Source organism: Polynucleobacter rarus (genome assembly GCF_003072505.1).
GTDB lineage: Bacteria > Pseudomonadota > Gammaproteobacteria > Burkholderiales > Burkholderiaceae > Polynucleobacter > Polynucleobacter rarus.
On record NZ_NTGB01000001.1, the window covers coordinates 2,550,112 to 2,575,256 of the forward strand.

The following is a 25,145-nucleotide window of genomic DNA, read 5'->3' on the forward strand; positions in this document are numbered from 1 at the left end:
TACTCTATTTTTTAAATTAGAGTAACAAAAGTAGCTTTTGTGGACTGACCACCCCTACGGTTTTTTTAGATTTTTGCTCATCGCCAGTGGAATCAAACAATAAGATGGCGGGTGGTCCAAAGATTTTGTATTGATTCAATAGGGCTTTTTGATCTGGCCCCATTTCCGTAATATCAACCTCAATGCGTTTGTAATCCTTTAATTTCGTCTGAACTTGTTCATTCGCTAAGGTTTGTATTTCTAACTCTTTACAACTAACACACCAATCTGCGGAAATGATGACAATTGCTTTTTCCTTACTTTCTTTAGCATGAGTCAGTTTTTGGTCTAATTCAGAATTAGTCGTAACCACTTCATAAATTTGTTGATTGATGGTTTTTGATTGATGAACAACTTTACTTTCTTTGAAGAATGACTGAAATGCCGGCAACATCACCCACAAGGCTAAAAGAACCATCAAAATACCAAAAAATCTCTGAACCCTGAGCATCCACTTACCCGCTCTTGGCACTATACGGCTGGCTCCTAAAGCAAATAAAAATAATGGGACCCCCATGCCACATGCCATTACGAACAAAATTAATCCACCTAGTTGCACCTGTCCACTCTGTGCAATAAAAGTTAATACGCCTGCAAGTGGCGCTGAAACACAAGGGCTCGCAACTAAACTCGATAAAGCACCTAGTGCAAAAACGCCATATATATTTCCGCCTTCATGTTTACCAATCCATTTGTCTACTTTGGATTGCCATGATTGGGGCATTTGTAGCTCATAGTATCCCAATAGTGCGGCTGACAAAATAAGCATTAATCCACCAAATGCCAACAAAACCCATCGATTTTGTAAGCTTGCAGTAATACCAGCTCCAAACCATGCTGTTGCCATACCGGCCAAACTAAATGCGCATGCCATCCCTAAAATGTAAAACAAGGCCAAAATGATCGTTTTCTTTCTTGGCAATAAATGGTGGTCGATAGTTCCAAAAACAACGCTGGATAAGATCGGTAACATTGGCAACATACAAGGAGTAAATGCGAGGCCAATGCCCAATAAGAAAAATAAGAGTAATAGAATCGGTAGACTAGTTGTGGTTAATAATCGATTCAACGCATTCAAATCCTCTGATACTTCCCACCATGACAATTTTTTGTCGGCTTCTATTTCAGAATTGGCTAATTCAGGATCGGTTGAATTTACAGTTTTTCCATACTCTTGCAGAGTAATCCGTCTTAACATCGGTGGGTAACAAATACCTTGGGATGCACAGCCCTGAACATTCACATCTAACAATAAAGGGCTGGTGTCCGGTAAAACTTTTGTGTCATAGGTAAATTCCACTTCACCATCATAAGTTTTCACTATTTTTTGAAAGTTGTTATCAAACTTTTCATGTGATTTGGGTTGTGTGCTGGGTACTATTTTTTGATCAGAATCTTTCAATCGTAATTGCATCGACTCTTCGTACATGTAATAGCCTGGTGCTGCTTTAAATATTACTTTTAAACTTTCAGAGCTTAGTTGAGCTCGTATTTCAAATGCTTTCTCAGGTGGTAAAAACTCCTCCGTTCGTGCCAAAGTGTTTTGAGCTGTAAGGATACTTACAAATGTGAATCCGATGGAGAGTAGTTTTTTTAACATGTGCTTAGAATAACGAATATCAAGATTACTTGTTACCTTTTTCAATGATTTCTTGAATCATCCAAACATAGTAATAATGTGAAATATCTCGAATAGGAATGGCGATAATTTCAGGTACTGAATATGGGTGTAATTCCAATATTTTTGTTTCTATACCTGACCAGAAAATACTGAAAGTTTTTACTTGCACAACATATTCATTGGATTGCTCAATTTTGCCTTCCCAATGGTACAAGCTGCTGATTGCATCACTGATATGTAAACAGGCTATTAGTTTGTCGATTAATAATGTTGTACCAATTTGTTCTGCAACCTCTTTATTGGGTACTGAAAATTGAATAATAATTGGTTCGTATTGCATAGTTGCTTGAGCTATTTAAAACTCAATTGTGGCAGAAGTTTGATTAACACGCATACAAAAAGCCAGAAGACTTTAGGTCTTCTGGCTTTTATTCTTCCCCTAGGGTAGATTTACTCTGCTTCGACTGCGGAATCTAAATCTACTTCTGGACGATCAACTAATTCAACCAAAGCCATCGGTGCATTATCACCAACTCTGAAACCGAATTTTAAGATGCGAGTATAACCACCTGGACGCGCAGCATAGCGTGGGCCCAGTTCATTAAACAATTTAGTAACCATATCTCTATCACGTAAGCGATTAAATGCTAAACGACGATTTGCGAGATTGTCTTTTTTGCCTAAAGTGATCAATGGCTCCACTACACGGCGTAATTCTTTTGCCTTTGGTAAAGTCGTTTTAATCAATTCATGCTGCAATAATGAATTTGACATGTTACGTAACATCGCTAAGCGATGTGATGATGTGCGGTTTAATTTACGCAGTCCGTTTCCGTGACGCATGATACTTCCTTTCTATTATCTCTCAAGACCAGCAGGCGGCCAATTGTCTAACTTCATACCCAAAGTTAGGCTTCTAGCGGCCAAAACATCTTTAATTTCATTTAAAGATTTACGTCCAAGATTAGGAGTTTTTAACAACTCATTTTCTGATCTTTGGATTAAATCACCGATGTAGTAAATATTTTCAGCTTTCAAACAATTTGCTGAACGAACTGTTAACTCCAAGTCATCGACTGGTCTTAACAACATCGGATCTACAACTGGCGAACGGCTAGTTTGGATATCACCTAAAATTTGGTTATTTTCAAGTGCAGCAAACACCACTAACTGATCAACTAAAATTCCAGCTGATTGACGGATTGCCTCTTCAGGAGAAATCACACCATTCGTTTCGATGGTCATTACTAAACGATCTAAGTCCGTACGTTGTTCAACACGTGCTGACTCAACTGCATAACTTACTCTCTTAATAGGACTAAATGATGCATCTAGAACAATGCGTCCAATTAATTTAGTTTGTTCATCAGCGTAATTGCGCATGTTACCTGGAACATAGCCACGACCTTTTTCGATCTTAATCTGCATATCTAATTTACCACCAGCAGATAAATTAGCAATAACATGATCAGGATTAATCAAAGTAACATCGTGGGGTAAATCAATATCAGCCGCCGTTACAATGGCTGGACCTTCTTTACGAAGCATCAATGTTACTTCATCACGGGACTCTAATTTAAATACAATTCCCTTGAGGTTTAAAAGAAGATTAACTACGTCTTCTTGAACACCATCAAGAGTTGAATACTCATGTACTACACCACCAATACTTACTTCAGTTGGGGCATAGCCAGACATAGAAGATAATAGAACACGGCGAAGTGCGTTACCTAAAGTGTGGCCATAGCCACGTTCAAATGGCTCCATAACAACCTTAGCTTGGTTGTCGCCAGTTGCTTCAACTGAAATAATTTTGGGCTTAAGCAGTGTTGTTTGCATATATTTTCCTTATGGGGATGCCTCAATTAACGTGAATAAAGTTCGACAATTAAACTTTCGTTGATATCACCACTGATTTCATCTCTATCTGGAGTTTTCTTAAAAACACCTTCAAGTTTAGAAGTGTCAACAGAGACCCAACTTGCTTGTCCAATCTGTTGAGACAAAGTTAAAGATTCTTGTACGCGAGTTTGCTTTTTAGCTTTGTCACGAATCGCAACAACATCACCAGGCTTAACTTGCATAGATGGAATATTCGCTACTTCACCATTGATTAAAATTGCCTTGTGAGAAACTAATTGTCTAGCTTCTGAACGAGTAGAACCAAAACCCATTCTATAAACAACGTTGTCTAAACGTGACTCAAGCAAAATTAATAAAGTTTCGCCAGTATTACCTTTACGACGATCAGCTTCAGCAAAGTAACGTCTGAATTGACGCTCTAAAATACCGTACATTCTTTTAACTTTTTGCTTTTCACGCAACTGGTTTCCGTAGTCTGATGTTCTTGCACCAGAAGTTCTACCGTGTTGACCAGGTTTTGTATCTAATTTACATTTATCAGCTAAAGCGCGACGTGCGCTCTTTAGAAATAAGTCGGTACCTTCCCGACGTGATAATTTGGCCTTAGGGCCGATATAACGTGCCACGTTTATTCCTTTCTTTGCCTTTGCTTTTACGCAATGGGTAGTTCAATTAAATTGAACGGTGGTCTTAAATAAACCGAAGTATATTAAATACGACGGCGCTTTGGAGGACGGCAACCGTTATGTGGAACGGGTGTAACATCCTGAATTTCTGTGATCTTGATGCCTAAAGCATTTAATGCTCTAACAGCTGACTCGCGACCAGGACCTGGGCCTTTGATCTGAACTTCTAAGTTCTTAATACCGCATTCAATAGCTGCCTTACCAGCAACTTCAGCAGCAACCTGAGCCGCAAATGGAGTAGATTTTCTAGAACCTTTGAAACCTTGTCCACCAGATGTTGCCCAAGAAAGTGCATTACCTTGACGGTCTGTAATAGTTACAATCGTATTGTTAAACGAGGCATGCACGTGTGCAATGCCGTCAGCAATATTCTTTTTAACTTTTTTACGAACACGTGAAGCAGCATTCGATTGTTGTGGTTTTGCCATATTAGTTTCGCTTTCCTATTATTTCTTCAATGCCACGCCAGCCTTACGAGGGCCTTTGCGAGTACGCGCATTGGTTTTAGTACGTTGACCACGAACAGGTAAGCCTTTACGGTGACGAACGCCACGATAACAGCCTAAGTCCATGAGACGTTTGATATTCATCGTAATTTCACGACGAAGATCTCCTTCAGTGGCAACTAAACCAACTTGCTCACGAATTTTTTCTAAATCGGCGTCAGTCAAATCCTTGACTTTCTTTGATTCAGGAACACCAGTTGACTCGCAAATCTTTCTTGCGCGTGTAAAACCGATGCCGAAAATCGAAGTTAATCCGATTACAGTATGTTTATGGTTTGGGATATTAACCCCGGCGATACGTGCCATATAAATTCCTCTAAATTAAATCTACTTAACCTTGACGTTGCTTATGACGTGGATCTGTTGAACAAATCACACGCAATACGCCTTTACGTTTAATGATCTTGCAGTTACGGCAGATACACTTAACAGATGCCAATACTTTCATCACTCACCTCTATAAAAATCAAACTACTTAGCGCGAAAGATGATCCGCGCACGTGTTAAGTCGTATGGAGTCATTTCCACAGTAACCTTATCACCTGGCAGAATACGGATGTAGTGCATCCGCATCTTTCCCGAAATATGACCCAAAACTACGTGCCCGTTTTCTAACTTCACACGAAACATAGCATTAGGTAAATTTTCAACTATCTCTCCGGCCATTTGAATGACATCATCTTTTGCCATATCAAGCACCCGGTCCCATATTGAAGTTGGCTTTCTTCATTAACGAACCATACTGTTGCTGCATTACGTAAGATTGAACCTGCGCCATAAAGTCCATCGTAACAACAACAATAATTAATAAGGAAGTACCGCCAAAATAAAACGGAACATTCCAATTTAGAACTAAAAACTCAGGTAGCAAACAAACGATTGTGATGTACGCAGCACCAGCCAATGTTAATCTTGCTAAAATTTTATCGATATACTTGGCAGTCTGATCACCAGGACGAATCCCTGGAACAAATGCACTACTCTTTTTTAAGTTATCTGCAGTTTCACGGCTATTGAAAACTAAAGCGGTGTAAAAGAAACAGAAAAAGACGATAGCTGTTGCATAAAGAATAATATAAATCGGCTGTCCAGGTTGTAAAGTACCGCTTAAATCCTTAACAAACCGTGTTACAAAATTCGTATTCTCGCCAGAGGTAAACCACTGAGCAATCGTTGCTGGAAACAAAATAATACTTGAGGCGAAGATAGGGGGAATCACGCCAGCCATGTTTAACTTTAATGGTAGATGTGAAGACTGGCCACCATAAACTTTGTTTCCTACTTGTCTTTTAGCATAATTAACAAGGATTCTTCTTTGTCCTCTTTCTACAAAGACCACAAAGTACGTAACCGCCATAACTACAATAACAACTAAGATGGCTGAAATGATACTCATTGCGCCAGTTCTTACTAATTCTAGAAGGCCACCAATTGCATTAGGTAAACCAGAAGCAATACCAGCAAAGATGATAATTGAAATACCGTTACCTAAACCACGTTCAGTTACCTGCTCACCCAACCACATTAAAAACATGGTTCCAGTAACTAGAGTTACAACAGTTGTAATTTCGAAAAGAATACCTGGATTAATTACTAAACCTTTTTGAGACTGAAGGGCGATTGCAATACCTAGAGCTTGAAAAGTTGCCAAGAGCACCGTGCTGTAGCGCGTATATTGAGTAATCTTTCTTTGGCCAGAACGACCTTCTTTTTTGAGCGCTTCCATTGAAGGAATAACTACCGTTACTAGCTGCATAATGATCGATGCAGAGATGTAAGGCATGATACCTAAAGCAAAAACAGTAAACCTAGAAAGTGCACCACCTGAAAACAAATTAAACATTCCCAAGATGCCACCTTTGGCATCATTGAAAAGGCTGGCTAATTGATTCGGATCAATACCAGGAACTGGAATGTGTGCGCCAAGTCGATAAACCAGTAAAGCCATTACTAGAAAAATGAGGCGATTTTTTAAATCTCCAAATTTATTTCCAGCTTTAGCCATACTAGCTACGTTAGACGGTTTAATTGCCATTAATTACACTTCCTCAAGGATTTTACCGCCAGCTGCTTCAATTGCAGCACGAGCACCGGCAGTAGCAGTCAATCCTTTTAGAGTAACAGCACGTGTTAGCTCACCAGTCTTGATTACTTTTACAGATTTAATTTGCTCATTAGCTAAACCACTTTGTCTTAAAACAATTAAATCGATCTCTGAGACATCTAAAGCTTGTAAATCAGAAAGAGTTACTTCGCCGACAGAGCGTCTTGTTAAAGACACGAAGCCACGCTTTGGTAAACGACGATATAAAGGCATTTGACCGCCTTCAAAACCTACTTTATGGAATCCGCCTGAACGAGATTTTTGTCCTTTGTGACCACGTCCAGCTGTTTTGCCTAGTCCTGAACCAATACCTCTGCCAACACGACGTTTTGCGTGTTTTGCACCAGCTGCTGGTTTTAAATTATTTAGTTCCATCATATCCTCTGAAATGTATTACTCAGTTAAGAACTTTAATGAGATAAGAAACTTTATTCATCATTCCGCGCACAGCAGGAGTATCAACAAGTTCCGATGTTGTATTAACACGACCTAAACCAAGGCCACGCACTGTAGCTCTGTGGCTTTCACGTGTACCGATTAAGCTACGCACTAATTGGATTTTTACCGTTTTATTTTCTGCCATGTTTTTCTCGATTCTTAATTACCTAAGATTTCTTCAATAGTCTTGCCACGTTTAGCAGCAATCTCTGAAGGTGTACTCATCTTTGCAAGACCGTTAATCGTTGCACGCACCATGTTGTATGGGTTAGTAGAGCCGATAGATTTAGCCACTACGTTTGTCACACCCATTACATCAAAAATTGCACGCATTGGACCGCCAGCAATAACGCCTGTACCTTCTTTAGCCGGTGAAATCAAAACTCGTGACGCGCCATGCTCACCAATAACTGTATGTTGCAAGGTACCTTGACGAAGTGGAACTTTAATCATTTTGCGACGTGCTTCATCCATTGCCTTTTGAACAGCAACAGGCACTTCTTTTGATTTGCCCTTACCCATACCAATCCTGCCGTCACCGTCACCAACTACTGTTAAGGCAGCGAATCCTAAAATACGTCCGCCTTTAACTACCTTGGTTACACGATTAACCGCGATCATCTTTTCGCGCAAACCGTCATCACGCTCTTCGGATTGCATCTTTGCTTGCATTTTTGCCATAATCTTTTTCCTTGACCTTTATCCGCTTCGCCGATTAGAACTTGAGACCCGCTTCACGGGCAGCTTCAGCTAACGCCTTAACGCGACCGTGATAACGAAAACCTGAACGATCAAAAGCAACTTCAGTAACACCCGCTTTGATCGCTCTCTCAGCAATTAACTTACCAACTTCGGTAGCAGCTTTGCTGTTACCACCATTGTTTGATAGTGCCGTACGTAATTCAGATTCCATTGTGGAAGCAGAAGCCAACACTTTCGTACCACAAGCACTATATAACTGAGCAGAAATATGTAAATTCGTACGCATAATAGCTACGCGTGGAACAACTAATTCTGCAATCTTGATGCGTGTTTGACGTGAACGACGTAGACGTGATTCTTTTTTGTTCAACATATTCGGCCTCGATTACTTCTTCTTGGTTTCTTTAATGATTACCACTTCGTCGCTATAACGAACACCTTTACCCTTATAAGGCTCTGGTGATCTATATGCGCGAACTTCTGCGGCTACTTGTCCAACTTGCTGCTTGTTGGAACCTTTAATTAGGATTTCTGTTTGCGTAGGAGTTTCTGCTTTGACACCCTCTGGCAATTGATAGATCACATCGTGTGAAAAACCTAATTGCAATTTGAGAGTTGTGCCTTGTGCTGCCGCACGATATCCCACACCAACTAAATTTAATTTACGCTCAAATCCTTTTGTTACACCGTTAACCATGTTATTAACGATTGCTCTGGTCGTACCAGACAATGCATTTGATTCACGGGACTCATCATTACGACCTACAATTAATTGACCGCCATCTTGCTTCAAGGAAATCAAAGGGTGTAGATTATGCGTTAAAGTACCTAGTGGTCCTTTAACAGTAATCAATCCAGGATTAATTTGAACTTCAGCACCTGCTGGAACTGTTATTGGTGACTTACCTACTCGTGACATAGTTTTCTCCTTAAGCTACGTAGCAGAGAACTTCACCGCCGACGCCATTTGCACGCGCCTTACGATCAGTCATCAAGCCCTGGGGGGTTGAAATAATAGCTACGCCCAAACCGTTCATAACCTGCGGTATCTCGTAACGGCCTTTGTAAATACGTAAACCTGGCTTCGATACACGCTCAATACGTTCAATAACAGGACGACCTGCATAATATTTGAGTGCAATACTTAAAACGGGTTTTGCAGACTCACCAGTAATTTCAAAGCTATCAATGTAACCTTCGTCTTTTAATACGTTAGCAATTGCAACTTTCAATTTTGAAGAAGGCATTGTTACACCAGGCTTCTGTACTGCTTGCGCATTACGAATTCTTGTTAGCATGTCTGCGATTGGATCGGTAAAACTCATAAATTCTCCTAATCTGTCTTATTACCAGCTGGCTTTTGTGACGCCCGGAATTTCACCTCTGAAGGCGATCTCACGGATTTTTGCGCGGCCCAAACCAAACTTACGGAATGTACCACGTGGACGTCCAGTCAACGCACAACGATTGCGCTGGCGAATGGGGCTTGCATTACGGGGTAAAGCTTGCAACTTTAAGCGAGCATCGTAACGCTCTTCCTCAGACTTAGAGGTATCTTCGATAGTTGCTTTTAACTCAGCACGTTTTACAGCATATTTAGCTACTAATCTGCTGCGCTTTTTTTCACGTTCAATTAATGACATTTTTGCCACGATAACCCCTTAGTTACGGAATGGGAATTTAAAAGCCGCTAACAAAGCTTTTGCTTCATCATCGGTTTTTGCGGTTGTTGTAATACTGATATTTAACCCACGGAGAGCATCAATCTTATCGTACTCAATTTCAGGGAAAATAATCTGTTCTTTAACACCAATGTTGTAGTTACCACGGCCGTCAAAAGCTTTTCCTGATACACCACGGAAATCGCGAACGCGCGGCAAAGCAACAGTAATAAAACGATCTAAGAACTCGAACATTCTTTGACCGCGCAATGTAACCATTGCACCGAGAGGATAACCCTGACGAATTTTAAAGCCTGCAATCGCTTTTCTTGCCTTAGTTACTACTGGCTTTTGGCCAGCTAACTTTGTTAAGTCACCAACAGCATGTTCAATTACTTTTTTGTCAGCAATTGCTTCACCCAAACCCATGTTTAAAGTGATTTTAGTAATGCGTGGCACTTCCATTATTGACTTATAACCAAACTTTTCTGTTAGCTCACCAACAACTTTGTTTGTGTAATGGTCTTGTAGTCTTGTTGTCATTTATATTCCCCTTAAGCTGTTAAGGTGGCGCCAGTAGTTTTAAGGAAGCGAACTTTTTTACCGTCAACTTCTTTAATACCTACACGAGATGGCTTGCCATCAGCATCAACCAAAGCCACATTCGAAATCTGAATTGGCATTGCTTTATCAATCACACCACCAGTAACACCAGTTGCTGGATTTGGTTTGACATTTTTTTTGTATTGGTTCACGCCATCGACTAAAATCTTATCGCCTAACATTGCGCTTACAGTACCTTTTTTGCCTTTATCGCGGCCAGTAATTACAACTACCTGGTCACCTGTACGAATCTTTTTCATCGTCTCTCCTTAGATTACTTCAGGGGCTAAAGAAACAATCTTCATAAAGCGTTCAGTACGCAACTCACGCGTAACTGGCCCGAAGATACGTGTGCCAATAGGCTCAAGTTTTGCGTTAAGCAAAACTGCAGCATTAGCATCAAATTTAATTAGGGATCCATCAGAGCGACGAACACCTTTTGCAGTTCTAACTACGACAGCGTTGTAGATATCACCTTTTTTAACGCGGCCTCTTGGAGCTGCGGATTTCACAGTAACTTTAATGACATCACCAATGCTTGCATAACGGCGTTTAGAACCACCTAACACCTTGATACACATTACTTCACTGGCGCCAGTATTATCTGCGACCTGTAGTCTGCTTTCAGTTTGAATCATATTCTATTCCCCAACTTAAATGCCATAGGCAATCAGTCTTGGTTCCGTTAAAGGTTTTACCTTAAAGAAGAATTCTTGTTTGGCTTAACCTGGATTAAAAACTAACCTTTGATTCGCAATTTCTAATTAAAACTGCGAAGCCCTCTAATATAGCAAGATTGCAAATAATTTGCAATCTTTTTTTACTAAAATTTACAAGCCTTTGTTTTCTTGAACTAAACGTGTCACAACCCAAGATTTAGTTCTTGAAAGTGGACGTGATTCAGAAATCTCAACCGTATCACCAATTTTTAACTTGTCTGTTTCATCATGAGCGTGATACTTTTTAGACATAGAGTAATACTTACCGTATAACTCATGCTTAACTTTTCTCTCAATCAAAACTGTTACTGTCTTTTGCATTTTGTCGCTAACAACTTTGCCAACTAAAGTGCGCTTTAAGGATTTTGTTGTATCGTTCATTTTCCTGCCGCTTTCTGTGTCAATGCAGTTTTCACACGAGCGATATCACGTTTTACTTTGCCGAGTTGGCTAGTATCCTGTAATTGCTGCGTTCCCTTTTGCATACGTAATTTAAACAGAGCCTTAAGCAATTCAGATAACTCATTGTTTAAACCGATTGCATCTTTGGTCATCAATTCTTTCATTTCCATAATCATTCTCCAGCTTAAGAGCCAATTTGACGTATTACGAATGATGTCTGAAGTGGAAGCTTAGCGGCGGCTAATCTAAAAGCCTCACGTGCTAAATTCTCATCAACACCATCCATTTCATACAAAACTTTTCCTGGCTGAATTTCAGCAACGTAGTACTCAGGATTACCTTTACCATTACCCATACGAACTTCTGCAGGCTTAGTTGAAATTGGCTTGTCTGGGAAAATTCTGATCCAAATACGACCACCACGCTTAATATGACGTGTCATGGCACGACGAGCTGCTTCAATTTGGCGAGCTGTCAAACGACCACGCACCATTGCCTTTAAACCAAATTCACCAAAAGATACTGCATTGCCACGGGTGGCTTTTCCAGTATTGCGGCCTTTTTGTTCTTTACGATATTTACGACGTTTAGGTTGTAACATAATTATTCTCCTGCCTTAGGTGCATCTTCAGGCTTCACAACTTTGCGAACCCTCTTAACCGCTGCTTTTACTTCTGGCTTATCGCCATCAGATCCCTCAGCTTTACGAGGACCACGTGGTGCACGACGTGATTTCTTATCATCATCAGCCTCTGGCTGCGCTGGAACTGCTGGTATTACAACGTTATTACCTAAAGTATCGCCTTTATAAACCCATACTTTAACGCCAATAATTCCGTAAGTTGTTTCAGCTTCAGAAGTTGCGTAATCAATATCAGCCTTCAATGTATGAAGTGGAACGCGGCCTTCGCGATACCATTCACGTCTAGCAATTTCAGCACCATTTAAACGACCTGAGCTCATGATTTTGATACCTTGAGCACCAAGACGCATTGCACTTTGCATTGCACGCTTCATTGCACGGCGGAACATAATACGCTTTTCTAACTGCTGTGTAATTGAGTCAGCAATTAACTGAGCATCAATTTCAGGCTTACGAATTTCTTCGATATTGACGTGAACTGGAACACCCATACGCTTTTGGAGTTCTTTACGGAGCACTTCGATATCTTCGCCTTTTTTACCAATCACAACACCAGGGCGTGAACTTAAAATTGTAATTTTTGCATTCTTTGCAGGGCGCTCAATAATTACCTTACTAACAGAAGCATTTTTTAATTTCTTCTTTAAGTAATTACGTACTTCGATATCTTCTTGGAGCATACCAGCAAAGTCTGTATTACCAGCGTACCAGCGTGAAGTCCAGTTGCGAGTTACCGCAAGACGGAAACCATTGGGATTAATCTTTTGACCCATGACTCTTCCTTAATTACTCAAAGTCACTGTGATGTGACATGTTTGTTTTTCAATTTTGTTACCGCGGCCTTTTGCTCTAGCAGTAAAACGCTTTAGCGATGTTGCCTTGTCTACAGTAACTGCTTTAACTTTTAATTCATCAATATCTATACCGCTATTGTGTTCTGCATTAGCAATCGCAGATTCAACAACTTTTTTCATGATGAAAGCAGCTTTTTTAGGACTGAAAGTTAGAATATTAATTGCTCTCGCAATTGGTAGTCCACGAATTTGATCTGCAACAAGACGTGTCTTTTGCGCACTAATTCTGGCACTACGGTGAATGGCTTTAGTTTCCATCATTTCCCCTTACTTCTTTGCTTTCTTGTCGGCTGCGTGACCTTTAAAAGTTCTAGTCAACGCAAATTCACCGAGTTTATGACCAACCATGTTCTCTGAAACATAAACCGGCACATGTTGACGGCCGTTATGTACAGCAATCGTCAACCCGATAAACTCAGGAAGAATAGTTGAACGTCTTGACCATGTTTTAATGGGCTTTTTGTCTTTAATGGCAACAGCTGTTTCAACCTTTTTAACTAGGTTGGCATCACAGAATGGGCCTTTTTTTGCTGAACGAGTCATTTAAATTTCCTCAATCGATTAACGTTTTTGACGACGCTGAACGATCATTGTCGTAGTGCGTTTATTGCGTCTTGTACGATAACCCTTAGTCGGGGTTCCCCATGGAGAAACAGGTACACGGCCTTCCCCAGTTCTACCTTCACCACCACCATGTGGATGGTCTACCGGATTCATCGCAACACCGCGAACTGTTGGACGAATACCGCGCCAACGATTTGCACCAGCTTTACCGATTTGACGCAATGAATGTTCTTCATTACCCACTTCACCGATTGTTGCTCTACATTCAATATGAACGCGTCTCACTTCACCAGATCTCAAACGGACCTGAGCGTAGATGCCTTCACGCGCTAAAAGTACCGCTGAACCGCCAGCTGAACGCGCAATTTGAGCACCCTTACCTGGCAACATTTCTACGCAGTGAATTGTGCTACCAACTGGAATATTACGGATTGGCAAATTGTTACCAGCTTTAATCGGAGCTTCTGAACCACTCATGATTGGCTGACCCTGAACCATCCCTTTGGTAGCAATAATGTAACGTCTTTCGCCATCAGCAAATAGCAATAAAGCCAAGTTTGCTGTACGGTTTGGATCGTATTCTAAGCGTTCAACTTTTGCTGGAATACCATCTTTATCGTTACGCTTAAAGTCAACAACACGATAATGGTGTTTATGACCGCCGCCTTTATGGCGTGTAGTAATGTGACCATTATTATTTCTACCAGCATTTTGAATCTGCGGCTCTAATAACGGTGCAAATGGTTTACCCTTGTGTAAATCAGGGTTAACCAATTTCACCATGGAACGACGTCCAGGTGAGGTTGGTTTTGTCTTGATCAGTGCCATTTTATTTGACCTCCGTCTCAAAATTGATTTCTTGTCCTGGCTTCAATGAAACGTAGGCTTTTTTAACATGATTACGACGTCCTTCAAATCGGCCAAATTTCTTTGCCTTACCTTTTTGAATAACGACTTGCACAGACTTTACTTCAACCTTAAAGAGCAACTCTACTGCTCCTTTGATTTCAAGCTTGTTTGCATCACGCGCGACTTCAAATACTACTTGTTCATTTTTCTCTGCAACCATTGTTGCTTTCTCAGAGATAACCGGACCAAGCAGGATACTTAAAAGGCGATGTTCGTTTTTGCGAGTTTGTATCATTTGAGCATCTCCTCAATTTGAGCGATCGCAGTCTTACCAACCAAAATATTTTGGTAGTGAACTAAAGACAACGGGTCTGCGTGTTGCGCTTCAACGATTGAAATCTTGTGCAAGTTACGAGCAGCAAGGTATAAATTTTCATCAACCTTGTCCAAGATAATAAGCACTGACTCTAATCCCATTGCTTTAACTTTTTCAGCCAATAATTTTGTTTTTGGCGCTTCTAAGTTAAAACCGTCAACAACATTTAAACGACCTTCTCTTGCTAACTGAGAGAAAATTGAGCGCATACCAGCTCTATACATTTTCTTGTTAACTTTGTGACTGAAGTTTTCTTCTGGTGAGTTCGGGAATATACGTCCACCGCCACGCCACAATGGAGAAGAGGACATACCAGCACGTGCACGGCCTGTACCTTTTTGTTTCCATGGTTTTTTAGTGGTGTGATGAACTTGTTCGCGATCTTTCTGAGCGCGGTTACCACTACGTGCGTTGGCTTGATAAGCCACAACAACTTGGTGAACCAATGCTTCGTTGTATTCGCGTTCAAATACTTCAGCTGAAGCAGAAACTGCTTCTCCGATTTTTCCGTTTGCTTCTAGGAGCTTAAGTTCCATGATGGCCCCTTATTAAGATTTTGCCGCTGGCGTTTTAATAGCCGGCGTAACAATAACTTTTCCACCACGTGAACCAGGAACTGCACCCTTAACTAAAAGGAGCTGTCTCTCTGAATCGACGCGGGCTATTTCCAAATTTTGCACAGTACGTGTAACGTCACCTAAATGACCTGTCATACGCTTACCTGGGAAAACACGTCCAGGATCTTGCGCCATACCGATAGAACCAGGTACGTTATGTGATCTTGAGTTACCATGGCTGGCACGACCAGATCTAAAGTGGTGGCGCTTAATGGTACCGGCATAACCCTTACCAATAGTTGTACCTTGTACATCCACTTTTTGACCTACAGTAAATTCAGCTACGCCCATTGCTGCGCCAATGGTTAGCTCACCAATTTTTGCAGCATCTAATCTGAATTCGTTAAGCGCATTGCCTGCCATTACACCTGCTTTTGCAAAGTGTCCAGCCATAGCTTTAGTTACGCGTGAAGCACGGCGCTCGCCGTGTGCTAACTGAACAGCGTCATAGCCGTCAGTTTCCTGAGTTTTGATTTGCGCGACTCTATTGTTGCTTACATCGATAACGGTGACTGGAATTGAATCACCCTCATCAGTAAACAAGCGAGTCATGCCGACCTTGCGGCCGATCAAGCCTAAGCTCATATCTTACTCCCATGTCGACATCGATTGGTCGACTAAAATTAATTAATGATTTTTAGTGAAGGAATGCTTACTAAAAATCCCATTTCTTTGATACATCTCTATTACTATAAAAACAAGCTTCAACTTTAGTTAAAGCTCTATTTTTAGCATAGCCAATCATTCTATACTGAAATTTCCTGATTGGCAATCTTTTTTTTACTGTAATTTAATTTCTACGTCTACACCAGCTGGTAAATCTAATTTCATCAAAGCATCTACCGTTTTTTCTGTAGGATCTACGATATCCATTAGTCTCAAATGCGTTCTGATTTCTAACTGGTCACGTGAAGTTTTGTTAACGTGTGGAGAACGTAAAATGTCAAAACGTTCGATTCTTGTTGGCAGTGGAACTGGTCCTTTTACTACTGCACCTGTTCTCTTTGCTGTATCAACAATTTCAGCTGCTGACTGGTCAATTAAACGATAATCAAATGCTTTTAAACGGATACGAATTTTTTGGCTTTGCATGATATTTCCTAAAGAACATAGCGGCGCTGTCGCTCATATTTAATTTATTAGGTTGTGAGCAGCGCGCTCACAACCTGTCTAATATAAAAACTTAAGCAATAATTTTAGCAACCACACCGGCGCCAACAGTACGGCCACCTTCACGGATCGCAAAACGTAAACCTTCTTCCATCGCGATTGGTGCAATTAACTTTACGCTAATTTGTACGTTATCGCCTGGCATTACCATCTCTTTATCCTTCGGCAACTCAATCGCACCAGTTACATCCGTTGTACGGAAGTAAAACTGTGGACGGTAGTTGTTAAAGAATGGAGTATGACGGCCACCTTCATCTTTTGACAACACATAAACCTCTGCTGAGAATTCTGTGTGTGGGAGGATTGATCCTGGCTTACACAATACTTGACCACGTTCAACATCTTCACGCTTTGTACCGCGCAACAAGATACCAACGTTATCGCCAGCTTGACCTTGATCCAATAACTTACGGAACATCTCTACACCAGTACAAGTTGTCTTTTGTGTATCTTTGATACCAACGATTTCGATCTCTTCGCCAACTTTTACAATGCCACGCTCAATACGACCAGTCACTACTGTACCGCGACCAGAAATAGAGAATACGTCTTCTACAGGCATCAAGAATGTACCATCAATCGCACGCTCAGGTGTTGGAATATAAGTATCTAACGCATCCGCTAACGCCATAATCGCTTGCTTACCTAAAGGACCTTCGTCGCCCTCTAAAGCTAATTTTGCTGAGCCTTTGATAATCGGTGTGTCATCGCCTGGGAAGTCATACTTTGACAACAACTCACGAACTTCCATTTCAACGAGTTCTAACAACTCTTCATCATCCACCATGTCGCACTTGTTCAAAAACACAACAATGTAAGGCACGCCAACTTGACGAGCTAACAAAATGTGTTCACGTGTCTGTGGCATTGGACCATCAGCAGCTGAACATACTAAAATCGCGCCGTCCATCTGCGCAGCACCAGTAATCATGTTTTTAACATAGTCAGCGTGGCCTGGGCAATCAACGTGTGCGTAGTGACGATTCTGTGTCTCATACTCAACGTGCGCTGTATTAATCGTAATACCACGTGCTTTTTCTTCTGGAGCAGCATCAATTTGATCGTAAGCTTTCGCTTCACCACCAAATGCCTTTGATAATACGGTTGTGATGGCCGCTGTTAATGTCGTTTTACCGTGGTCAACGTGACCAATCGTACCGACGTTTACGTGGGGCTTCGTCCGTTCAAACTTCTCTTTTGCCATTTCCGCCTCTCAATACTTAAGTTAGTTATATTTAAAAATTAATTATTTTGCTTTAGCTGCAATAACAGCTTCTGCAACGTTCTTAGGTGCTTCAGAATAATGCTTAAATTCCATCGTGTAAGTTGCTCTACCTTGCGTCAAAGAACGCAATCCGGTTGAGTAACCAAACATTTCTGCTAGCGGCACTTCTGCACGAACAATTTTTCCACCGCCCGGAATGTCATCCATACCCTGCAAAATACCACGGCGTGATGACAAATCACCCATCACGTTACCCATGAAATCTTCAGGGGTTTCTACTTCTACTGCCATCATCGGCTCTAAAAGTACTGGACTAGCCTTACGACAGCCGTCTTTAAATGCCATTGAACCAGCCATTTTAAAAGCGTTCTCGTTTGAGTCAACATCATGATAAGAACCAAAAATCAATGTTGCTTTGATGTCTACAACTGGGTAACCAGCTAAAACACCATTGTTCAATGTTTCTTGAATACCTTTGTCAACCGCAGGAATATATTCACGAGGAACTACACCACCCTTAATCGCGTCGACGAATTCGTAACCTTTACCTGGCTCTTGTGGCTCTAATTTCAAAACCACGTGACCATATTGACCGCGACCGCCTGACTGCTTAACAAATTTACCTTCAATTTCTTCGCAAGTTTTACGAATAGTTTCGCGGTACGCAACCTGTGGTTTACCAACAGTTGCTTCAACACCAAACTCACGCTTCATACGATCTACAAGAATTTCAAGGTGTAACTCGCCCATACCAGAAATAATTGTTTGGCCAGACTCTTCATCTGTCTTCACTCTGAAAGAAGGATCTTCTTGAGCTAAACGATTCAAAGCAATACCCATTTTCTCTTGGTCGACTTTTGTCTTCGGTTCTACAGCTTGTGAAATAACCGGCTCTGGGAATACCATTCTTTCAAGAATAATAATTGCAGATGGATCGCACAATGTCTCGCCAGTTGTCGCATCTTTCAAACCAACAGCAGCTGCAATGTCACCCGCGTGAACTTCTTTAATCTCTTCGCGCTGGTTAGCATGCATCTGTAAAATACGACCAATACGTTCTTTTTTGCCCTTAATTGGGTTGTAAATCGTATCGCCTGAGTTAACAATTCCTGAATAAACGCGGAAGAAAATCAATTGGCCAACAAACGGATCCGTCATGATTTTGAAAGCTAATGCAGAGAACTTTTCATCATCAGCAGCTCTTCTCTCAGTCGGCTCGCCATTTTCTTGCTCACCAGTAACTGGAGGAATATCCAAAGGAGATGGCAAATAATCAATAACGCCATCAAGCATTGCTTGAACACCTTTGTTTTTAAATGCAGTACCACACATCATCGGCACGATTTCGCCAGCAATGGTACGAGTACGGAGTGCCAACTTAACTTCTTCTTCAGTAAGCACTTCGCCGCTTAAATATTTGTCCATCAACTCTTCTGAAGACTCGGCAGCAGCTTCCACCATTTTTTCACGCCACTCATTAGCGAGCTCTAACAAATCAGCTGGGATTTCTTCATAGGTAAATTTAATACCTTGTGAAGCGTCATCCCAAAAGATTGCTTTCATCTTAACGAGGTCGATAACCCCTTTAAAATTTTCTTCAGCGCCAATTGGTATTTGGAGTGGGATCGGGTTCGCTTTTAAACGAGCACGCATTTGGTCGTGAACTTTAAAAAAGTTCGCACCAGTACGATCCATTTTATTTACGAACGCTAAACGTGGCACACCATATTTGTTTGCTTGACGCCATACTGTTTCTGATTGAGGCTGAACTCCACCAACAGCACAATAAACCATACAAGCACCATCTAAAACACGCATTGAACGTTCAACTTCAATAGTGAAGTCAACGTGGCCTGGAGTATCAATAATGTTGATGCGATGCTCGGCATAGTTTCCTGCCATGCCCTTCCAGAAAGCAGTGGTTGCAGCAGAAGTAATAGTAATGCCACGCTCTTGCTCTTGTTCCATCCAGTCCATGGTAGCTGCGCCATCATGAACTTCACCAATCTTGTGATTCACACCTGTATAAAACAAGATGCGTTCGGTTGTTGTTGTTTTTCCAGCATCAATATGCGCGGAAATTCCAATATTTCTGTAACGCTCAATAGGTGTCTTTCGTGCCACGGTGTCCTCTTTTACTTATTCAATTTAGAAACGGAAATGTGAGAATGCTTTATTTGCTTCAGCCATACGGTGAACTTCGTCACGCTTTTTCATGGCACCGCCTCTACCTTCAGCAGCCTCAAGTAATTCATTTGCTAAACGTTGCGCCATTGACTTCTCGCTACGCTTTTTAGCAGCCTCTCTTAACCAACGCATTGCCAAGGCCAATCTTCTTGAAGGTCTTACTTCAACAGGTACTTGGTAGTTGGCGCCGCCGACTCGGCGACTCTTTACTTCGACGATAGGTTTCACGTTGCCCATAGCAACAGAAAAAATGTCGAGGGGTGGTTTGTTTGCTTTTTTCTCAATGTGCTCAAAGGCACCGTAAACGATTCTTTCTGCAACGGATTTTTTACCGTCTAACATTAGAACGTTCATGAATTTTGCGACTTCTACGTTGCCAAATTTTGGATCTGGCAATATTTCTCTTTTCGGTACTTCTCTACGACGTGGCATAGTAACTCCTTCAGGTTCAGTTGGGAAAATTCCCTTGATTACTCAACTAGCTTGCGCCGGAGTAATCACTTACTTTGCGAATAGACATTCTATTCGCATCATTGCTAAGAATTAAGCCTTCTTAGCTCTTTTTGCTCCATACTTCGAGCGTGACTGCTTACGATCTTTTACACCTTGCAAATCTAAAGATCCGCGAACGATGTGGTAACGAACACCCGGCAAATCCTTCACACGACCACCACGGATTAACACGACTGAGTGTTCCTGTAGATTGTGACCTTCACCACCAATGTATGAAATTACTTCGAATCCGTTAGTTAAACGAACCTTAGCAACTTTACGCAAAGCGGAGTTAGGCTTTTTAGGAGTTGTTGTATATACACGAGTGCAAACGCCACGACGTTGTGGACTATTTTGCAACGCAGGACTCTTGCTTTTGACCACCAAACTGGTACGTGGTTTTTTTAGCAACTGATTAATTGTTGGCATAACTTACTTTCAATACTCTAAGTACTTCAATTCGTTTAGTTAATCAAATCGTTTCTTTTTAAGGAAATAATTCGGGTTTTACAGAACCTAGCATTCTAGACTGAGTTTGATGAACCGTCAAGAACCCTTTTCAGGATTCTTGATTTTTTCATTTTATTCAGCGTCGCTTAAAGGTGCTTCCTCTGTAGTTACTACCTTTTCACTTGCTTCTTCGCTAGCAATTGTCATTGCGCGATCGCGCTCAAACTGCTCCCTAGCTTTTTTCGCTTTACGATAAGACAATCCAGTTCCGGCTGGAATGAGTCGACCGATAATCACGTTTTCTTTCAAACCACGTAGCGTATCAACTTTACCCATAATTGCAGCTTCAGTTAACACTCTAGTTGTTTCTTGGAACGAGGCTGCAGAGATAAAGCTATCTGTAGACAACGAAGCCTTTGTAATACCGAGAAGAACGTTGTCATACAATGCTGGGCGTTTACCCAAAGCAATGACTCGATCGTTTTCATCCAACAATTTCGAACGCTCAACTTGCTCGCCCGTAATAAAGTTGGTTTCACCTGCATCCGTCACTTGAACACGACGTAACATTTGACGAACAATTACTTCAATGTGTTTGTCGTTAATTTTCACGCCCTGTAATCGATAAACGTCTTGGACTTCGTCCACGATATACATCGACAACTCTTCAATACCCTTGAGATTCAAGATATCATGCGGATCAGCTGGTCCATCAACAATCATTTCGCCTTTATTAACGACTTGACCATCATGAACGAGAACTTGTTTTTCTTTTAGAATCAAGAACTCATGTGACTCACCGTCCATATCAGTAATAACAAGACGCTGTTTACCTTTTGTCTCTTTACCAAATGAAACCGTACCTGTGATCTTCGCAAGTACTGCAGCATCTTTTGGTGAACGACCTTCGAATAGTTCTGCAACACGTGGGAGACCGCCGGTAATATCACGAGTTTTTTGTGATTCAATTGGAATACGGGCAAGTACTTCACCAGTATTAACAATCTGGCCATCCTTAACCGTAATCAAAGCACCGAACTGCAAGCCAATAGTAACTGGGTGATCTGTTCCAGGGATCTTCACCTCACTACCAGACTCATCTAGAATCTTAATAATTGGGCGAATTCCTTTAGCAGCTGCACTTCTACGCTTACCATCAATAACCACTAAAGTTGATAGGCCTGTTACATCATCCACTTGTTTTGCGACAGTAACGCCTTCTTCAACGTTTTCGAAGTTAATCTGACCAGCAAACTCAGAAATAATTGGACGTGTTAACGGATCCCAACTTGCCAAACTTGCCCCAGCTTTAACACCTTCGCCGTCACCAGCTAACAGTGTTGCGCCGTAAGGAACTTTATGACGTTCACGTTCACGACCATGGTCATCTGTAATCAAAGCTTCACCAGAACGAGAAATTACAACTTGCTCACCTTTTGTATTGGTAATATATCTCATTGAAGAGGAGAAACGTACCGTACCGTTCGATTTAGCTTCAACATTACTTGCAACTAAAGCACGGGATGCTGCACCACCGATGTGGAAAGTACGCATCGTTAACTGTGTGCCAGGCTCGCCAATTGACTGAGCCGCAATCACACCAACCGCCTCACCAACGTTGACTAAGCCGCCACGACCGAGGTCACGTCCGTAACATTTAGCACATAACCCGTATCTTGTTGCACAAGCTAAAACAGTTCTCACTTTTACTTCATCAAGACCAGAAGCCACAATCTCATCGACCATGTCTTCGTCTAATAAGGTATCGTGAGTCACGATCACTTCTTGTGTATCCGGATGAACAACATCACCAATGACCACGCGACCTAAAATACGATCACGTAAGGCTTCGATGATTTCGCCACCCTCGACTAGGGCTTTCATTGTGACGCCTTCAGTTACTTCACAATCGTCTTGAATGACTACTAGATCTTGTGTTACGTCGCATAAACGACGTGTTAAGTAACCTGAGTTCGCAGTCTTCAATGCTGTATCAGCCAAACCTTTACGCGCACCGTGGGTAGAAATAAAGTACTGGAGTACGTTTAGACCTTCACGGAAGTTTGCTGTAATTGGCGTTTCAATAATGGAGCCATCAGGCTTTGCCATCAAACCACGCATACCGGCTAACTGACGAATCTGCGCTGCAGATCCACGCGCACCAGAATCGGCCATCATGTAAATAGCGTTAAACGATTCTTGCTTAACATCGTTACCATGACGATCTTTGACGGTTTGAACAGATAATTGCTCCATCATCGCTTTACCAACTTGGTCACCAGCAGCACCCCAAATATCAACCACGTTGTTGTAACGCTCTTGGTTAGTAACTAGACCAGACATGAACTGCTTTTCGTATTCCTTGACCTTGGTAGAAGCGTCATTGATGATTTTTTCCTTTTGACTAGGAATCAACATATCATCAATCGCAATCGAAATACCTGCCTTCGTTGCTAAACGGAAACCTGACTGTAAAAGCTTGTCAGCAAAAAGTACTGTTTCACGCAAGCCGCACTTACGGAATGAAGTATTAATTAAGCGTGAAATTTCTTTCTTCTTTAATGGCTTATTAATATTTTCAAACAGCATACCTTTTGGCAGAATTTCTGACAAAATGGCACGGCCTACAGATGTATGAGTAACTGTTGTTATCTTTTTGAACCGAGCATCACCTTCAGCATGTTTATCTACGATGTCATATTCAGTTAAACGCACGGAAATTCTTGAAGCCAATTCAACTTGACCTGCTTCATACGCACGAATTACTTCCGGAATATCTGCAAAAACCATGCCTTCGCCTTTGCCGTTAATTTTGTCGCGGGTTGCATAATACAAACCTAAAACAATATCTTGGGAGGGAACAATGGATGGCTCACCATTCGCAGGAAAGAGAATGTTGTTTGAAGCTAACATCAATGTACGCGCTTCCATTTGTGCTTCTAATGAAAGTGGCACGTGAACAGCCATTTGGTCGCCGTCAAAGTCGGCATTGAACGCGGCACAAACCAAAGGATGCAATTGAATTGCTTTACCTTCGATCAATAACGGCTCAAATGCTTGAATACCTAAACGGTGCAAAGTCGGAGCACGGTTTAACATCACCGGATGTTCACGAATAACTTCTTCGAGAATATCCCAAACAATTGCAGTTTGGTTTTCAACTTCTTTTTTAGCTGCCTTGATGGTTGTTGCAATACCAAGTGTTTCTAGTTTGTTAAAAATAAATGGCTTAAATAATTCTAATGCCATTAATTTTGGTAATCCGCACTGATGTAACTTTAAGTTTGGACCAACCACAATCACAGAACGACCAGAGTAGTCTACGCGCTTACCTAGTAAGTTTTGACGGAAACGACCACCCTTACCTTTAATCATTTCAGCTAAGGACTTGAGCGGACGCTTATTGGCGCCTGTCATGGCCTTACCACGACGACCGTTATCTAATAAAGAATCGACAGCTTCCTGCAACATTCTTTTTTCGTTACGAACAATAATTTCAGGTGCGCGTAACTCAAGCAACTTCTTGAGACGGTTGTTACGGTTAATGACTCGGCGATATAAATCGTTTAAGTCTGATGTGGCAAAACGACCACCATCCAAAGGTACCAATGGACGTAACTCTGGCGGCAATACTGGCAACACATCGAGAATCATCCAATCAGGCTTGATGCCTGAAGTTTGGAATGCTTCTAATACTTTTAAACGCTTTGCGAATTTTTTAATTTTGGCATCACTACCAGTTGTCTTCAATTCTGAGCGCAATGTTTCCACTTCGCGATCGATTTGAATACTTCTTAATAGTTCACGAATACCTTCGGCACCCATGATAGCTGTAAAGGAGCCTTCGCCATACTCTTCAGTTTTAGCGTTGTATTCTTCTTCTGACATAATTTCAGCACGCTTCATTACGCCGTCAGGGAGAAGCCCTTGATCAACCACTACATATGCTTCAAAGTAAAGTACGCGTTCGATATCACGTAAAGTCATATCTAACACCATACCCAAACGGGATGGTAATGACTTTAGGAACCAAATATGGGCAACTGGAGCCGCTAAATCGATATGCCCCATACGCTCACGTCGTACTTTTGTGAGGGTTACTTCAACGCCACACTTTTCACAAATTACACCGCGGAACTTTAAACGCTTGTACTTACCGCACAAGCATTCATAATCCTTGATCGGGCCAAAAATTTTCGCGCAGAACAATCCATCACGCTCAGGTTTGAACGTTCTGTAATTAATTGTTTCTGGTTTACGAACTTCTCCGAACGACCATGAGCGAATTTTTTCAGGAGATGCTAACCCAATTCTAATGGAATCAAATTGCTCTTCACCATGAGTTTGTTTGAATAAATCAAGCAATGCTTTCAT

36 protein-coding genes are annotated in these 25,145 nt (G+C 41.4%); all 36 read right to left on the reverse strand.

The window, feature by feature from the left end; all coding sequences use genetic code 11:
- Positions 1 to 16: 16 nt before the first annotated feature.
- Positions 17 to 1,639 carry a protein-disulfide reductase DsbD gene (gene dsbD, locus AOC35_RS12285; protein ID WP_159077579.1) on the reverse strand — a complete coding sequence of 541 codons (1,623 nt, stop codon included), beginning with the start codon at positions 1,637 to 1,639 and terminating at the stop codon, positions 17 to 19.
- A gap of 25 nt (positions 1,640 to 1,664) precedes the next feature.
- Positions 1,665 to 2,000, reverse strand: coding sequence for a divalent-cation tolerance protein CutA (gene cutA / locus AOC35_RS12290; RefSeq protein WP_108647398.1), 336 nt, complete (start codon positions 1,998 to 2,000; stop codon positions 1,665 to 1,667).
- 110 nt (positions 2,001 to 2,110) lie between these two features.
- Entirely contained in the window at positions 2,111 to 2,503 is a 393-nt protein-coding gene (gene rplQ, locus AOC35_RS12295) for a 50S ribosomal protein L17 (protein ID WP_108647400.1), read from the reverse strand.
- A gap of 15 nt (positions 2,504 to 2,518) precedes the next feature.
- On the reverse strand, positions 2,519 to 3,499 hold the full coding sequence (locus AOC35_RS12300; RefSeq protein WP_108647402.1) for a DNA-directed RNA polymerase subunit alpha: 981 nt from the start codon (positions 3,497 to 3,499) through the stop codon (positions 2,519 to 2,521).
- Positions 3,500 to 3,525: 26 nt separating this feature from the next.
- Positions 3,526 to 4,149 (reverse strand): 30S ribosomal protein S4, encoded by a 624-nt coding sequence (gene rpsD, locus AOC35_RS12305; protein ID WP_108647404.1) that lies wholly within the window; start codon positions 4,147 to 4,149, stop codon positions 3,526 to 3,528.
- A gap of 83 nt (positions 4,150 to 4,232) precedes the next feature.
- Positions 4,233 to 4,637: a 30S ribosomal protein S11 gene (gene rpsK, locus AOC35_RS12310; RefSeq protein ID WP_108647406.1), complete on the reverse strand. Its 405-nt coding sequence runs from the start codon at positions 4,635 to 4,637 to the stop codon at positions 4,233 to 4,235.
- An 18-nt stretch (positions 4,638 to 4,655) separates the two neighbouring features.
- On the reverse strand, positions 4,656 to 5,021 hold the full coding sequence (gene rpsM, locus AOC35_RS12315) for a 30S ribosomal protein S13 (RefSeq protein WP_108647408.1): 366 nt from the start codon (positions 5,019 to 5,021) through the stop codon (positions 4,656 to 4,658).
- Positions 5,022 to 5,046: 25 nt separating this feature from the next.
- Positions 5,047 to 5,163, reverse strand: a complete 117-nt coding sequence (rpmJ, locus tag AOC35_RS12320; protein WP_084285863.1) for a 50S ribosomal protein L36 — start codon at positions 5,161 to 5,163, stop codon at positions 5,047 to 5,049.
- 23 nt (positions 5,164 to 5,186) lie between these two features.
- Positions 5,187 to 5,405: a translation initiation factor IF-1 gene (infA, locus tag AOC35_RS12325; RefSeq protein ID WP_084285861.1), complete on the reverse strand. Its 219-nt coding sequence runs from the start codon at positions 5,403 to 5,405 to the stop codon at positions 5,187 to 5,189.
- Position 5,406: 1 nt separating this feature from the next.
- Positions 5,407 to 6,720: a preprotein translocase subunit SecY gene (secY, locus tag AOC35_RS12330; RefSeq protein WP_211307568.1), complete on the reverse strand. Its 1,314-nt coding sequence runs from the start codon at positions 6,718 to 6,720 to the stop codon at positions 5,407 to 5,409.
- A 33-nt stretch (positions 6,721 to 6,753) separates the two neighbouring features.
- The gene (rplO, locus tag AOC35_RS12335; protein WP_108648833.1) at positions 6,754 to 7,194 is read right to left on the reverse strand and encodes a 50S ribosomal protein L15; all 441 of its coding nucleotides are present in this window, start codon (positions 7,192 to 7,194) and stop codon (positions 6,754 to 6,756) included.
- Between the two features lie 22 nt (positions 7,195 to 7,216).
- Positions 7,217 to 7,402, reverse strand: coding sequence for a 50S ribosomal protein L30 (gene rpmD, locus AOC35_RS12340; protein WP_084285856.1), 186 nt, complete (start codon positions 7,400 to 7,402; stop codon positions 7,217 to 7,219).
- A gap of 14 nt (positions 7,403 to 7,416) precedes the next feature.
- Complete coding sequence (gene rpsE / locus AOC35_RS12345; protein WP_108647412.1) at positions 7,417 to 7,938, reverse strand: 30S ribosomal protein S5; 522 nt, start codon at positions 7,936 to 7,938, stop codon at positions 7,417 to 7,419.
- Positions 7,939 to 7,972: 34 nt separating this feature from the next.
- On the reverse strand, positions 7,973 to 8,329 hold the full coding sequence (rplR, locus tag AOC35_RS12350; protein WP_108648834.1) for a 50S ribosomal protein L18: 357 nt from the start codon (positions 8,327 to 8,329) through the stop codon (positions 7,973 to 7,975).
- Positions 8,330 to 8,344: 15 nt separating this feature from the next.
- Positions 8,345 to 8,878, reverse strand: a complete 534-nt coding sequence (gene rplF / locus AOC35_RS12355; RefSeq protein WP_108647414.1) for a 50S ribosomal protein L6 — start codon at positions 8,876 to 8,878, stop codon at positions 8,345 to 8,347.
- A gap of 10 nt (positions 8,879 to 8,888) precedes the next feature.
- Positions 8,889 to 9,284, reverse strand: a complete 396-nt coding sequence (gene rpsH / locus AOC35_RS12360) for a 30S ribosomal protein S8 (RefSeq protein WP_108647416.1) — start codon at positions 9,282 to 9,284, stop codon at positions 8,889 to 8,891.
- Between the two features lie 21 nt (positions 9,285 to 9,305).
- Positions 9,306 to 9,611, reverse strand: coding sequence for a 30S ribosomal protein S14 (rpsN, locus tag AOC35_RS12365; protein WP_108647419.1), 306 nt, complete (start codon positions 9,609 to 9,611; stop codon positions 9,306 to 9,308).
- 9 nt (positions 9,612 to 9,620) lie between these two features.
- Positions 9,621 to 10,163, reverse strand: a complete 543-nt coding sequence (gene rplE / locus AOC35_RS12370; protein WP_108647422.1) for a 50S ribosomal protein L5 — start codon at positions 10,161 to 10,163, stop codon at positions 9,621 to 9,623.
- 11 nt (positions 10,164 to 10,174) lie between these two features.
- Complete coding sequence (gene rplX / locus AOC35_RS12375; protein ID WP_108647424.1) at positions 10,175 to 10,483, reverse strand: 50S ribosomal protein L24; 309 nt, start codon at positions 10,481 to 10,483, stop codon at positions 10,175 to 10,177.
- Positions 10,484 to 10,492: 9 nt separating this feature from the next.
- Positions 10,493 to 10,861, reverse strand: coding sequence for a 50S ribosomal protein L14 (gene rplN / locus AOC35_RS12380; protein ID WP_108647426.1), 369 nt, complete (start codon positions 10,859 to 10,861; stop codon positions 10,493 to 10,495).
- A gap of 192 nt (positions 10,862 to 11,053) precedes the next feature.
- On the reverse strand, positions 11,054 to 11,323 hold the full coding sequence (gene rpsQ / locus AOC35_RS12385) for a 30S ribosomal protein S17 (RefSeq protein ID WP_108647428.1): 270 nt from the start codon (positions 11,321 to 11,323) through the stop codon (positions 11,054 to 11,056).
- Positions 11,320 to 11,514: a 50S ribosomal protein L29 gene (gene rpmC, locus AOC35_RS12390; RefSeq protein WP_108647431.1), complete on the reverse strand. Its 195-nt coding sequence runs from the start codon at positions 11,512 to 11,514 to the stop codon at positions 11,320 to 11,322. The genes rpsQ and rpmC overlap by 4 nt, the downstream gene beginning before the upstream one ends.
- 14 nt (positions 11,515 to 11,528) lie before the next feature.
- A complete protein-coding gene (gene rplP / locus AOC35_RS12395; RefSeq protein ID WP_108647433.1) occupies positions 11,529 to 11,945 on the reverse strand; it encodes a 50S ribosomal protein L16 in 417 nt (138 codons plus the stop codon).
- Positions 11,946 to 11,947: 2 nt separating this feature from the next.
- On the reverse strand, positions 11,948 to 12,760 hold the full coding sequence (rpsC, locus tag AOC35_RS12400; protein WP_108647435.1) for a 30S ribosomal protein S3: 813 nt from the start codon (positions 12,758 to 12,760) through the stop codon (positions 11,948 to 11,950).
- Between the two features lie 9 nt (positions 12,761 to 12,769).
- Entirely contained in the window at positions 12,770 to 13,099 is a 330-nt protein-coding gene (rplV, locus tag AOC35_RS12405; RefSeq protein ID WP_084285815.1) for a 50S ribosomal protein L22, read from the reverse strand.
- Positions 13,100 to 13,108: 9 nt separating this feature from the next.
- Positions 13,109 to 13,384, reverse strand: a complete 276-nt coding sequence (rpsS, locus tag AOC35_RS12410; RefSeq protein WP_108647438.1) for a 30S ribosomal protein S19 — start codon at positions 13,382 to 13,384, stop codon at positions 13,109 to 13,111.
- 18 nt (positions 13,385 to 13,402) lie between these two features.
- Positions 13,403 to 14,233 carry a 50S ribosomal protein L2 gene (gene rplB / locus AOC35_RS12415; protein ID WP_108647440.1) on the reverse strand — a complete coding sequence of 277 codons (831 nt, stop codon included), beginning with the start codon at positions 14,231 to 14,233 and terminating at the stop codon, positions 13,403 to 13,405.
- A 1-nt stretch (position 14,234) separates the two neighbouring features.
- Entirely contained in the window at positions 14,235 to 14,549 is a 315-nt protein-coding gene (rplW, locus tag AOC35_RS12420; RefSeq protein WP_108647442.1) for a 50S ribosomal protein L23, read from the reverse strand.
- On the reverse strand, positions 14,546 to 15,166 hold the full coding sequence (gene rplD, locus AOC35_RS12425; protein WP_108647445.1) for a 50S ribosomal protein L4: 621 nt from the start codon (positions 15,164 to 15,166) through the stop codon (positions 14,546 to 14,548). The genes rplW and rplD overlap by 4 nt, the downstream gene beginning before the upstream one ends.
- A 12-nt stretch (positions 15,167 to 15,178) precedes the next feature.
- On the reverse strand, positions 15,179 to 15,832 hold the full coding sequence (gene rplC / locus AOC35_RS12430) for a 50S ribosomal protein L3 (RefSeq protein ID WP_108647447.1): 654 nt from the start codon (positions 15,830 to 15,832) through the stop codon (positions 15,179 to 15,181).
- Between the two features lie 195 nt (positions 15,833 to 16,027).
- Complete coding sequence (gene rpsJ / locus AOC35_RS12435) at positions 16,028 to 16,339, reverse strand: 30S ribosomal protein S10 (protein ID WP_084285796.1); 312 nt, start codon at positions 16,337 to 16,339, stop codon at positions 16,028 to 16,030.
- Between the two features lie 91 nt (positions 16,340 to 16,430).
- Positions 16,431 to 17,621, reverse strand: a complete 1,191-nt coding sequence (tuf, locus tag AOC35_RS12440; protein ID WP_108647450.1) for an elongation factor Tu — start codon at positions 17,619 to 17,621, stop codon at positions 16,431 to 16,433.
- Positions 17,622 to 17,663: 42 nt separating this feature from the next.
- Positions 17,664 to 19,766 carry an elongation factor G gene (gene fusA, locus AOC35_RS12445; protein WP_108647452.1) on the reverse strand — a complete coding sequence of 701 codons (2,103 nt, stop codon included), beginning with the start codon at positions 19,764 to 19,766 and terminating at the stop codon, positions 17,664 to 17,666.
- A 24-nt stretch (positions 19,767 to 19,790) separates the two neighbouring features.
- Positions 19,791 to 20,261: a 30S ribosomal protein S7 gene (gene rpsG / locus AOC35_RS12450; RefSeq protein WP_108647454.1), complete on the reverse strand. Its 471-nt coding sequence runs from the start codon at positions 20,259 to 20,261 to the stop codon at positions 19,791 to 19,793.
- A 111-nt stretch (positions 20,262 to 20,372) separates the two neighbouring features.
- Complete coding sequence (gene rpsL / locus AOC35_RS12455) at positions 20,373 to 20,750, reverse strand: 30S ribosomal protein S12 (RefSeq protein ID WP_084285789.1); 378 nt, start codon at positions 20,748 to 20,750, stop codon at positions 20,373 to 20,375.
- Between the two features lie 153 nt (positions 20,751 to 20,903).
- The gene (gene rpoC, locus AOC35_RS12460) at positions 20,904 to 25,145 is read right to left on the reverse strand and encodes a DNA-directed RNA polymerase subunit beta' (RefSeq protein ID WP_108647456.1); all 4,242 of its coding nucleotides are present in this window, start codon (positions 25,143 to 25,145) and stop codon (positions 20,904 to 20,906) included.

Excerpts from the sequence above, each read along its gene's own strand:
- dsbD (WP_159077579.1), bottom strand. The coding sequence starts at position 1,639 with ATGTTAAAAAAACTACTCTCCATCGGATTCACATTTGTAAGTATCCTT.
- cutA (WP_108647398.1), bottom strand. The coding sequence starts at position 2,000 with ATGCAATACGAACCAATTATTATTCAATTTTCAGTACCCAATAAAGAG.
- rplQ (WP_108647400.1), bottom strand. The coding sequence starts at position 2,503 with ATGCGTCACGGAAACGGACTGCGTAAATTAAACCGCACATCATCACAT.
- AOC35_RS12300 (WP_108647402.1), bottom strand. The coding sequence starts at position 3,499 with ATGCAAACAACACTGCTTAAGCCCAAAATTATTTCAGTTGAAGCAACT.
- rpsK (WP_108647406.1), bottom strand. The coding sequence starts at position 4,637 with ATGGCAAAACCACAACAATCGAATGCTGCTTCACGTGTTCGTAAAAAA.
- rpsM (WP_108647408.1), bottom strand. The coding sequence starts at position 5,021 with ATGGCACGTATCGCCGGGGTTAATATCCCAAACCATAAACATACTGTA.
- rpmJ (WP_084285863.1), bottom strand. The coding sequence starts at position 5,163 with ATGAAAGTATTGGCATCTGTTAAGTGTATCTGCCGTAACTGCAAGATC.
- infA (WP_084285861.1), bottom strand. The coding sequence starts at position 5,405 with ATGGCAAAAGATGATGTCATTCAAATGGCCGGAGAGATAGTTGAAAAT.
- secY (WP_211307568.1), bottom strand. The coding sequence starts at position 6,720 with ATGGCTAAAGCTGGAAATAAATTTGGAGATTTAAAAAATCGCCTCATT.
- rplO (WP_108648833.1), bottom strand. The coding sequence starts at position 7,194 with ATGGAACTAAATAATTTAAAACCAGCAGCTGGTGCAAAACACGCAAAA.
- rpmD (WP_084285856.1), bottom strand. The coding sequence starts at position 7,402 with ATGGCAGAAAATAAAACGGTAAAAATCCAATTAGTGCGTAGCTTAATC.
- rpsE (WP_108647412.1), bottom strand. The coding sequence starts at position 7,938 with ATGGCAAAAATGCAAGCAAAGATGCAATCCGAAGAGCGTGATGACGGT.
- rplF (WP_108647414.1), bottom strand. The coding sequence starts at position 8,878 with ATGTCACGAGTAGGTAAGTCACCAATAACAGTTCCAGCAGGTGCTGAA.
- rpsH (WP_108647416.1), bottom strand. The coding sequence starts at position 9,284 with ATGAGTTTTACCGATCCAATCGCAGACATGCTAACAAGAATTCGTAAT.
- rplE (WP_108647422.1), bottom strand. The coding sequence starts at position 10,163 with ATGACAACAAGACTACAAGACCATTACACAAACAAAGTTGTTGGTGAG.
- rplX (WP_108647424.1), bottom strand. The coding sequence starts at position 10,483 with ATGAAAAAGATTCGTACAGGTGACCAGGTAGTTGTAATTACTGGCCGC.
- rplN (WP_108647426.1), bottom strand. The coding sequence starts at position 10,861 with ATGATTCAAACTGAAAGCAGACTACAGGTCGCAGATAATACTGGCGCC.
- rpsQ (WP_108647428.1), bottom strand. The coding sequence starts at position 11,323 with ATGAACGATACAACAAAATCCTTAAAGCGCACTTTAGTTGGCAAAGTT.
- rpmC (WP_108647431.1), bottom strand. The coding sequence starts at position 11,514 with ATGGAAATGAAAGAATTGATGACCAAAGATGCAATCGGTTTAAACAAT.
- rplP (WP_108647433.1), bottom strand. The coding sequence starts at position 11,945 with ATGTTACAACCTAAACGTCGTAAATATCGTAAAGAACAAAAAGGCCGC.
- rpsC (WP_108647435.1), bottom strand. The coding sequence starts at position 12,760 with ATGGGTCAAAAGATTAATCCCAATGGTTTCCGTCTTGCGGTAACTCGC.
- rplV (WP_084285815.1), bottom strand. The coding sequence starts at position 13,099 with ATGGAAACTAAAGCCATTCACCGTAGTGCCAGAATTAGTGCGCAAAAG.
- rpsS (WP_108647438.1), bottom strand. The coding sequence starts at position 13,384 with ATGACTCGTTCAGCAAAAAAAGGCCCATTCTGTGATGCCAACCTAGTT.
- rplB (WP_108647440.1), bottom strand. The coding sequence starts at position 14,233 with ATGGCACTGATCAAGACAAAACCAACCTCACCTGGACGTCGTTCCATG.
- rplW (WP_108647442.1), bottom strand. The coding sequence starts at position 14,549 with ATGATACAAACTCGCAAAAACGAACATCGCCTTTTAAGTATCCTGCTT.
- rplD (WP_108647445.1), bottom strand. The coding sequence starts at position 15,166 with ATGGAACTTAAGCTCCTAGAAGCAAACGGAAAAATCGGAGAAGCAGTT.
- rplC (WP_108647447.1), bottom strand. The coding sequence starts at position 15,832 with ATGAGCTTAGGCTTGATCGGCCGCAAGGTCGGCATGACTCGCTTGTTT.
- rpsJ (WP_084285796.1), bottom strand. The coding sequence starts at position 16,339 with ATGCAAAGCCAAAAAATTCGTATCCGTTTAAAAGCATTTGATTATCGT.
- tuf (WP_108647450.1), bottom strand. The coding sequence starts at position 17,621 with ATGGCAAAAGAGAAGTTTGAACGGACGAAGCCCCACGTAAACGTCGGT.
- rpsG (WP_108647454.1), bottom strand. The coding sequence starts at position 20,261 with ATGCCACGTCGTAGAGAAGTACCGAAAAGAGAAATATTGCCAGATCCA.
- rpsL (WP_084285789.1), bottom strand. The coding sequence starts at position 20,750 with ATGCCAACAATTAATCAGTTGCTAAAAAAACCACGTACCAGTTTGGTG.
- rpoC (WP_108647456.1), bottom strand. The coding sequence starts at position 25,145 with ATGAAAGCATTGCTTGATTTATTCAAACAAACTCATGGTGAAGAGCAA.